Source organism: Micromonospora nigra (assembly GCF_900091585.1).
In the GTDB taxonomy this organism is placed as follows: domain Bacteria; phylum Actinomycetota; class Actinomycetes; order Mycobacteriales; family Micromonosporaceae; genus Micromonospora; species Micromonospora nigra.
This window is the reverse complement of the sequence record NZ_FMHT01000003.1, coordinates 5,406,618-5,415,000: the sequence shown is the minus strand read 5'-3', so window position 1 is coordinate 5,415,000 and position 8,383 is coordinate 5,406,618. Positions and strand designations below refer to the sequence as shown.

Annotated in this window: 9 protein-coding genes (1 of these 9 running past the window's edge); 5 read left to right on the top strand and 4 right to left on the bottom strand. The window is 73.6% G+C overall.

Annotation, left to right across the window (positions count from 1 at the left end; all coding sequences use genetic code 11):
• Positions 1-104, bottom strand: partial view of a tyrosine--tRNA ligase gene (tyrS, locus tag GA0070616_RS23855; protein ID WP_091091486.1) — the 5' portion only. It extends 1,183 nt beyond the left edge of the window; only the first 104 of its 1,287 coding nucleotides appear in the window; its start codon is at positions 102-104; its stop codon lies off the left edge, out of view.
• 79 nt (positions 105-183) lie between these two features.
• Between tyrS and GA0070616_RS23850 the strand changes: the two genes are divergently transcribed.
• From GA0070616_RS23850 to GA0070616_RS23835, 4 genes are all read left to right on the top strand, one after another.
• Positions 184-594: a PaaI family thioesterase gene (locus GA0070616_RS23850; RefSeq protein ID WP_091087587.1), complete on the top strand. Its 411-nt coding sequence runs from the start codon at positions 184-186 to the stop codon at positions 592-594.
• A 173-nt stretch (positions 595-767) separates the two neighbouring features.
• Complete coding sequence (locus tag GA0070616_RS23845) at positions 768-1,994, top strand: NRAMP family divalent metal transporter (RefSeq protein WP_091087584.1); 1,227 nt, start codon at positions 768-770, stop codon at positions 1,992-1,994.
• Entirely contained in the window at positions 1,991-2,371 is a 381-nt protein-coding gene (locus GA0070616_RS23840) for a hypothetical protein (RefSeq protein WP_091087581.1), read from the top strand. The genes GA0070616_RS23845 and GA0070616_RS23840 overlap by 4 nt, the downstream gene beginning before the upstream one ends.
• Positions 2,358-2,675 carry a hypothetical protein gene (locus GA0070616_RS23835; RefSeq protein WP_091087577.1) on the top strand — a complete coding sequence of 106 codons (318 nt, stop codon included), beginning with the start codon at positions 2,358-2,360 and terminating at the stop codon, positions 2,673-2,675. Before GA0070616_RS23840 ends, GA0070616_RS23835 begins: the two co-directional genes overlap by 14 nt.
• Positions 2,676-2,690: 15 nt before the next feature.
• Here the strand turns inward: GA0070616_RS23835 and GA0070616_RS23830 are convergent, their stop codons facing one another.
• The 3 genes from GA0070616_RS23830 to GA0070616_RS23820 all read right to left on the bottom strand — a co-directional run bounded on the left by GA0070616_RS23830 (position 2,691) and on the right by GA0070616_RS23820 (position 5,459).
• A complete protein-coding gene (locus GA0070616_RS23830; protein ID WP_091087573.1) occupies positions 2,691-4,148 on the bottom strand; it encodes a hemolysin family protein in 1,458 nt (485 codons plus the stop codon).
• A gap of 86 nt (positions 4,149-4,234) precedes the next feature.
• Positions 4,235-4,894: a hypothetical protein gene (locus GA0070616_RS23825; RefSeq protein ID WP_091087570.1), complete on the bottom strand. Its 660-nt coding sequence runs from the start codon at positions 4,892-4,894 to the stop codon at positions 4,235-4,237.
• 85 nt (positions 4,895-4,979) lie between these two features.
• Positions 4,980-5,459 carry a GNAT family N-acetyltransferase gene (locus GA0070616_RS23820; RefSeq protein ID WP_091087566.1) on the bottom strand — a complete coding sequence of 160 codons (480 nt, stop codon included), beginning with the start codon at positions 5,457-5,459 and terminating at the stop codon, positions 4,980-4,982.
• A gap of 123 nt (positions 5,460-5,582) precedes the next feature.
• Here GA0070616_RS23820 and ppdK point away from each other — a divergent pair, with 123 nt between their 5' ends.
• Positions 5,583-8,243, top strand: coding sequence for a pyruvate, phosphate dikinase (ppdK, locus tag GA0070616_RS23815; protein WP_091087564.1), 2,661 nt, complete (start codon positions 5,583-5,585; stop codon positions 8,241-8,243).
• Positions 8,244-8,383 lie beyond the last annotated feature (140 nt).

Genomic DNA, 8,383 nt, shown 5'->3' with positions numbered 1-8,383 from the left:
GCGCGCAGCTCGTCGGGGCCGGTGGAGTCCTGGATCAGGCCCCGCCACCGCAGGTCATCGGTCAGGGAGTCCCGCCCGGACGGCGGAGGGTTGGTGTCGGTCACGGTCACCGATTCTCCCCCATCGCTCCCGACCTGCCGTACCGGGTTTGCCGTCCCGGCGCTGCGGCTAGGCTGGCAGACCATGATCGAGGATGCGGGCACGCGGGTGCCGGAGATGCCGGGTGGCTTCGTCGCCCTGCTCGGGCTGGAGTTCACCGAGGTGGGCACCGACCGGGTGGTGATCCGCTGGCGGGTCCGACCGGAGCTGCACCAGCCGTACGGCATCCAGCACGGCGGGGTGTACTGCTCGGTGGTGGAGACGGCGGCCAGCGTGGGCGGCGCCCTCTGGCTGGGTGACCGCGGCCACGTCGTCGGCGTGTCGAACCAGACGGACTTCCTGCGGGCGGTCCGCGACGGCGAGCTGACCGCTGTGGGCACCCCCGTGCACCGGGGACGCAGCCAGCAGCTCTGGCAGGTGGAGATCACCGACGCGGAGTCCCGGCTGGTGGCTCGGGGCCAGGTCCGCCTGCAGAACCTCCAGTCGGCGGGCTGAACCGGCCGACCGCCCAGCCATCCGCATCGGCCGGTCGTCGGGCCGCGGGGTCACCATCACCCCGGACGGTGGCTGCGCTGGACGCATCCGGCACATGATGACCGGTTTGCGGTCGAAGGACCGTTCAGCGCGGTTATCGTCGCGTCGATGACGCTGCCCGCACCGACGCCGAGATGAGGAAGCTCCTCGCCGCGTCCCTCGGCATCCTCTCGGCAGTCGGCGGCTTCGTCGACGTCGGCGACCTGGTGGCGGCGGGCCAGGCCGGTGCCCGCTTCGGGATGGCCCACGCCTGGGTGCTGCTGCTCGGCGTGGTCGGGATCTGCGCGTACGCGGAGATGGCCGGACGGGTCGCGGCGGTGACCGGCCGGGCGGTGTTCGACCTGGTCCGGGAGCGCCTCGGCGCCCGGATCGCGTTGCTCAACCTCGTGGCGTCGTACCTGGTCACGGTGCTCACCCTCGCCGCCGAACTGGGCGGCGTGGCGCTGGCGCTCCGGTTGGCCACGCGGGTGCCGTACCTCGTCTGGGTGCCGGTGGCCGGGGTGGCCGTGTGGCTGGTGCTGTGGCGGATGCGCTTCCAGCTCATGGAGCGGGTGTTCGGGCTGGCCGGGCTCGCGCTGGTGGTCTTCGCGGTGGCGCTGTGGTGGCTGCCCACCGACTGGGCGGCGCTCGGGCGCGGGATGGTGCACCCGGGCGAGGCCGGGCAGGGCTGGGGGGCGTACTGGTTCGTGGCGGTGGCCCTGTTCGCCTCGACGGTCAGTCCCTACGAGGTGTTCTTCTTCTCCTCGGGCGCGGTGGAGGAACGGTGGAGCGCCGCCGACCTCGCCGGCGCCCGGTTCAGCGTGCTGGTCGGGTTCCCGGTCGGCGGTCTGCTCGCCCTCGCGTTGATCGCCACCGCCGCGGTGGTGCTGCACCCGGTGGGGGCGTCCCCGGACGGGCTGGAGCAGCTGGCGCAGCCGGTGGTGCTCGCCTTCGGGGCGGTGGGCCTGGCGGTCGCCGCGCTGGCGTTCTTCGCGGTCACCTTCGGTGCCGCGCTGGAGACCGGGCTGTCCGCCGCGTACGCCGCCGCGCAGTACTTCGGTTGGCAGTGGGGCAAGCGGGTCAGCCCCCGGGAGGCGGCCCGCTTCCACACCGTCCTGCTGGTCAGCGTCCTGCTGGGGGTCGTGGTCCTGCTGACCACCGTCGATCCGGTGACGCTCACCGAGTACATGCTGATCGTCAGCGCGGTGGCGCTGCCGCTGACGTACCTGCCGATCCTGGTGGTGGCCAACGACCGCACCTACCTGGGCGACCGGGTCAACGGACGCTGGCTGAACGTACTCGCGACGCTGTTCCTGCTGGTGGTGCTCGCCACGTCGATCGCGGCCGTCCCGCTGGCCGTGGGGACGAGGATGGGGCAGTGAGACTCCAGGTGAGCCGGCGGCTGCTCGACCGGCAGCTCGTCGACTCCGGCGGCCGGCTGGTCGGCAAGGTCGACGACGTCGAGTTCGCGTTCGGCGCCGACAGCACGCCCTACGTGAGCGCGCTGCTCAGCGGGCCCGGCGTGCTCGGCGCGCGGGTCGGCGGACGGATCGGCCGGATGCTGGTGCTGACCGCCGAGCGGTTCGTCACGGACCGGCCGGTGGCACCGTTGCGGATCCCGTACCGGCTGGTCGACCGGGTCGACAGCGCGGTGTGGCTCCGGGTGCGGTTGGACGAGCTGCCGCCCAGCCCGGTGGAGGAGTGGCTGCGCCGCAACCTGGTCGACCGGATCCCGGGGGCCGGCCGTGCGGGCGGGTGAGGTGTTGGGGCGCACCGCGTACGACCTGCGGGGTCGGCGGTTGGGCACGGTCGTCGACCTGGTGGTGCGCGGCGGCCCGCCGGACGGTCGGCTGCGGCTGACCGACCTGATCGTCACCGGCCACTGGTACGGCCGGCTCAGCGGCCGGTTGATCGGGCCGGAACGGCACCCGTCCGGTCCGTGGATGATCCGCGCCGTGGCACGGCTGCTCGGCCGCAGCACCGTGCAGGTTCCGCTGCACCAGGTGCGCCTCGATCCGCCGGTGCCGGGCCTGGGCGCCGGCCCGGCCCGCCGAGGACGGTGACGCGGGGGTGCGGGTTCAGCCGCGGGCCTTGTCCAGGGCGGGCTCGGTGGCGGATGCGGCGTCGGATCCGACACCGGACGCCGGTTCTCCGACCGACGTCCCGGCCGGCTTCCCGGCCCGATCCTCGACCGACTTCCCGGACTGATCCTCGGCCGGGTCCTCGGACGACTCCTCAGACTGCTCCTCGGCCGGCTTCCCGGCGGCGGACCGGCGGCGGGCCCGTACGGCGGAGATCGCCCGGTGGTCGATCCGGGCGACCTCCAGCGTCCAGCCGTCGACGGTGACGCTCTCCCCCGCCGCCGTGGGAATGTGCCCGAGGCAGGCCAGCACCAGCCCGGCGATCGTGGTGTAGTCACCCTCGGGGCGGCCGGGCAGCTCGACGCCGACGTCGACCAGGTCGTGCAGGGGGAAGGTACCCGGAAGCAGCAGCGCCCCGTCCGCCTCGGTGCGCACGGCACGCACGTCCCGGTCGGTCTCGTCGTAGATCTCGCCGACGATCTCCTCGAGGATGTCCTCCAGGGTGACGATGCCGTCGACCGCGCCGCGCTCGTCCACCACCAACGCGATGTGCTGGCGCTCGGCCTTGAACTGGCGCAGGGCGTCGACCACCGGCAGCGAGTCCGGCAACAGCATGGGTGGCCGGGCGCACTCGTCGATCGGCCGGTCGCCGGGGACGCCGACCAGGTCACGCAGGTGGATCACGCCGACCGCGTCGTCCAGGCCGCCGTGGCGCACCACCGGGGCCCGGGAGTGCCCCGACGCGGCGAGCACCAGCCGGGCGGCCTCCGCGGTGGTGCCGGTGTCCAGGCAGAAGACCTGAAGTCGGGGTACGAGCACCGCCCGCAGCTTCCGGTCGGTGATCTCCACGGCACCGGCGATGATGGTCTGCTGTTCCTTGGTGAAGCCGTGGTTGCCGGCCACGATGTCGCGCAGCTCGTCGGGGCTGATCTCGTCACGTTCCGGCGTCGGGTCCAGGCCGACCAGGCGAACCACCACGTCGCTGGTGGCGCCCAGCGTCCACACCGCCGGCCGGGTGAGGCTGGCGAGCAGATCCAGCGGCCGGGCGACGAGCAGCGCCCACCGCTCCGGGATCTGCATCGCGATGCGCTTGGGAGCCAGCTCCCCGAAGACGAGGGTGACGAAGGTCAGCACCAGGGTGACCAGGACGACGGCCACCGGGCCGGCGGCGCCGCCGAACACGCCCAGCAGGGGCACCAGGGGCCGGGCCAGCGACACCGCCGCGGCGGCGGAGGCCAGGAATCCGGCCAGGGTGATGCCGATCTGGATGGTGGCCAGGTAGCGGTTCGGGTCCTTGGCGAGGCGGGCCAGCACCCGACCGGCCCGGCTGGTGCGTTCCAGCCGCTGGATCTGGCTGTCGCGCAGCGACACCAGCGCCATCTCGCTGCCGGCGAACAGCGCGTTGAGGACGACCAGGACTCCGACCAGGGCCAGTTGGCTCCAGTAGCTCTGCACGCCCGGGACTCCCTCGGCTGGACGGCGGCACCGCCGGCGGTTGCGGCGGCGTGCCGGACCCTATGCCCCGTGCCGCCACCGCCGAATCATCGTTCGGAGACGTCTCCCGGGCGGTCGCCGCCGCCGTCGGCCGGGATGTCGAGGGCGTACGAGTCGCCGTCGCGACGGAACCCGACCCGGTGGTAGTAGGGGGCGACCATTCCGGGCGGGCTGAGCACCCGTCGGAAGCCCAGGTCGGCGAACAGGCTGCTGCGCCGGTAGACGAACTCACCCGGAGTGAAGTCCCGGAAGCGTCGGGTGACGTAGTCCAGGTCGATCTGGGCGACCCCGTCGCCGACGTCGCGCACCAGCACCACCCCGACCACCTCGTCTTCCCGGACCACGAGGAACGCGGTGCGCCCGACCGGGGCGGCCAGCGGGCGGAACCCGGGGTTGAACCGGGCGATGTCGGCGGCGTGCAGGCGCAGGGTGTGCGCCAGGAACTCGTCGTCGGTGCCCACCCGCACCACCTGGTAGGTCGTCTCGTCGTGCCGGGTGGCCAACATCCCGCGCAGGTACCAGACGTTGATCACGGCGAGCACCACGTTCAGCCCGACCATGGGCCACACCTGCACGGCGGCGTTGTAGCCGACCAGGATCACCGAGCCGAGCAGGTTCAGGGCACGCAGCCGCAGGATGCGCGTCTGCAGCAGGGACCAGACCAGCAGCGCGGAGCCGGCCCAGCCGACGAGTTCCAGCCAGTTCATCCCCGCGAGGTTAGTGCTCGCCCAGGTCAGACCGATCGGCGGGCGGGCACCGGGCAAGGTCCGCCGGAGTCGCCCACCCGGGCGGTCACCCGGTCAGTTCCAGCACGTACTCGTCGACGTCGTGGCCGCGTGCGGGCGCGTACGCCCGGTCGGTGCCGGTCACGACGAACCCGCACCGGCGCAGGACGGCCAGCGAGGCGTGGTTGTCGACGGCGGTCCGGGCGCGCAGCGGCCGGCGGGTGACCTCCCGCAGCAGCGCGGACAGCGCCCGGGTGGCGTGGCCGCGACCCCAGTGCCGCCGATCGATCCAGTAGCTCACCTCCGTCGACGTGCCCACCGGGAAGGCCAGCACGTGTCCGACCACCACACCGTCGACGGTCACCGTGCGGGCGACGATCGCCGGATCGGTGAGCAGGCGCACCCAGTGGGTGGCGAAGGCCCGCGGATCGGCCGGATCGGGCGTGGTGAACGCGGCCATCCGGTTGGCCTCCGGGTCGACCTGGTGGGCGAAGAACTCCACCAGGTCGTCCTCGACCACGGGACGCAGCCGCAGGTCGCCGGTCACCCCACCGACCCTACGCCACCGGAACGGGACCTCCGGCCCTGCGCCGGTGGCGTACGGCCCTGCCGTCGCAGGGGCCCGCGTTGCTACCAAGAGGTGGGACGACACGAAGAGGAGGCCGAGACCATGGCCACGTACGTGTACGACTTCATCGAGGGCGACCGGACCCGCGCCGACCTGCTCGGCGGCAAGGGCGCCAACCTGGCCGAGATGACCCGGCTCGGACTGCCGGTGCCGCCCGGTTTCACCGTCAGCACCGACGCCTGCCGGGCCTACCTGGCCGACGGGGAGGTGCCGGCCGGGCTGTTCGAGGAGGTGAACGCCCACCTTCGGGAGATCGAGGTACGGCTGGACCGGTACCTCGGCGACCCGCACGACCCGCTCCTGCTGGCCGTACGCTCCGGTGGCCGGTTCTCCATGCCCGGCATGATGGAGACCATCCTCGACATCGGTCTCAACGACGTCACCGTCGAGGCGATCGCGCGGCACAGCGGCGACGACCGGTTCGCCTGGGACTCGTACCGGCGGTTGATCCAGATGTTCGGCCGTACCGTGCACGGCGTGCCCGCCGAGGAGTTCGACCGGGAACTGGAGGCGTTGCGGGCCACGGCGGGGTCGGCCGGGCCGACGGCGGAGCAGTTGCGCGACCTGGTCGAGACGTACAAGAAGGTGTTCGCCGCGCAGGTGGGCCACGAGTTCCCGCAGGCCCCGCACGAGCAGCTCTACCTGGCGATCCGGGCGGTCTTCGAGTCGTGGAACGCCCAGCGGGCGGTGCTCTACCGGCGGCGCGAGCACATCTCCGACGACCTGGGCACGGCCGTCAACGTGATGGCGATGGTGTTCGGCAACCTGGGCTCCGACTCCGGCACCGGGGTGGCGTTCACCCGCGACCCCGCCACGGGGGCGCCGGGCGTGTACGGCGACTACCTGCCCGACGCGCAGGGCGAGGACGTGGTGGCCGGCGTCCGCAACACCGTCGCGCTGACCGACCTGGCCCGCATCGACCCGGCCAGCCACCACCGGCTGACGGAGATCATGACGACGCTGGAGCGGCACTACCGGGACCTGTGCGACGTGGAGTTCACCATCGAACGCGGCCGGTTGTGGATGTTGCAGACCAGGGTCGGCAAGCGCACCCCGGCGGCGGCGTTCGTGATCGCCGCGCAGCTGGTCGACGAGGGCATGATCACCCTGGACGAGGCGCTGACCCGGGTCACCGGGGCGCAACTGGCCCAGCTGATGTTCCCCGCCTTCGACACCTCGGCCGCGCCCGAACCGCTGACCACCGGCGTCGCCGCCTCGCCCGGCGCGGCCGTCGGCCGGGTGGTGTTCGACTCCGCCGCGGCGGTGGCGGCCGACGGCCCGGTGATCCTGGTCCGCCGGGAGACCAACCCCGACGACCTGCCCGGCATGATCGCCGCGCGGGGGGTGCTCACCGCGCGTGGCGGCAAGACCTCGCACGCCGCGGTGGTGGCCCGGGGAATGGGGCGCACCTGCGTCTGCGGCGCCGAGGAACTGCACGTGGACGCCGAGCGCGGTGAGGTCACCGTCGGCGACCGGGTGGTGCGGGCCGGTGAGGTGATCTCCATCGACGGCACCACCGGCCGGGTGTACGCGGGCGAGGTGCCGGTGCGGCCCTCCCCCGTGGCCCGCTACCTGGCCGGCGAGCTGGCACCGGAGTCCGACCGGCTGGTCACGGCCGTGGACCGGCTGCTGCGTCACGCCGACGCGGTGCGTCGCCTCGGCGTCCGCGCGAACGCCGACACGCCGCAGGACGCCGCCCGCGCGCGGGCGTTCGGGGCGGCCGGCGTCGGGCTGTGCCGCACCGAGCACATGTTCCTCGGTGAACGCCGGGAACTGGTGGAACGGCTGATCCTCGCCGACGATCCGGCCGAGCTGGCCGCCGCCCTCGACGCGCTGCTGCCGTTGCAGCGGGCGGACTTCGTGGGCATCCTCGCCGCGATGGACGGGCTGCCGGTGACGATCCGGCTGCTCGACCCGCCGCTGCACGAGTTCCTGCCCCCGCTGCACGAGCTGACCGCGCGGGTGGCCCGCGCCGAGGCGCTCGGGGAGGACCCGGGCCGCGACGCGGCGCTGCTGACCGCCGTACGGCGGATGCACGAGACCAACCCGATGCTGGGCCTGCGTGGGGTGCGGCTCGGCCTGGTGGTGCCGGGCCTGTTCGCCATGCAGGTGCGGGCCGTCGCCGAGGCGGCGGCGCAGCGGGTGGCGGACGGCGGTGACCCGCGTCCGGAGATCATGGTGCCGCTCGTCGCCGAGGCGCGGGAGCTGGCCGCCGTGCGGGCCGAGGCGGAGGCCGTGCTGGCCACCGTGCCGGGTGCGCCGGCCATTCCGGTCGGCACGATGGTGGAGACGCCACGGGCCGCGCTGACCGCCGGCGCGATCGCCCGGCAGGCCGGGTTCTTCTCCTTCGGCACGAACGACCTGACCCAGGCCACCTGGGCGTTCTCCCGCGACGACGTGGAGGGTTCGTTCTTCGGCAACTACCTGGAGCGCGGCGTGTTCGAGGCGTCGCCGTTCGAGACCCTCGACACGACCGGGGTGGGCCGGTTGGTACGGCTGGCCGTGGCCGAGGGCCGGGCCGTGCGGCCCGACCTGACGACCGGGGTGTGCGGGGAACACGGCGGTGACCCGGAGTCGGTGGCGTTCTTCGCCGACGCCGGGCTCGACTACGTCTCCTGCTCCCCGTACCGGGTGCCGGTCGCCCGGCTGGCCGCCGGCCGGGCCGCCGTCACGACGACCGACGCCGTGTCCGACTCACGTTAGGAGGTCACCCGCGATGACCGCGATCCTGAACCCCACCGGGGCGGCGCCGGCCGTCCACGGTGGACCGGCCGCCGGTGTGCGGTCGGCAGGGCCGATGGTCCCGGGTCGCGCGGGCGCATCGCCCCTGCCCCCACCCCGGC

What these genes read in the sequence shown, in the direction of transcription:
- GA0070616_RS23825 (WP_091087570.1), bottom strand. Translation starts at nt 4,894, where the DNA reads ATGAACTGGCTGGAACTCGTCGGCTGGGCCGGCTCCGCGCTGCTGGTC.
- GA0070616_RS23850 (WP_091087587.1), top strand. Translation starts at nt 184, where the DNA reads ATGATCGAGGATGCGGGCACGCGGGTGCCGGAGATGCCGGGTGGCTTC.
- ppdK (WP_091087564.1), top strand. Translation starts at nt 5,583, where the DNA reads ATGGCCACGTACGTGTACGACTTCATCGAGGGCGACCGGACCCGCGCC.
- GA0070616_RS23845 (WP_091087584.1), top strand. Translation starts at nt 768, where the DNA reads ATGAGGAAGCTCCTCGCCGCGTCCCTCGGCATCCTCTCGGCAGTCGGC.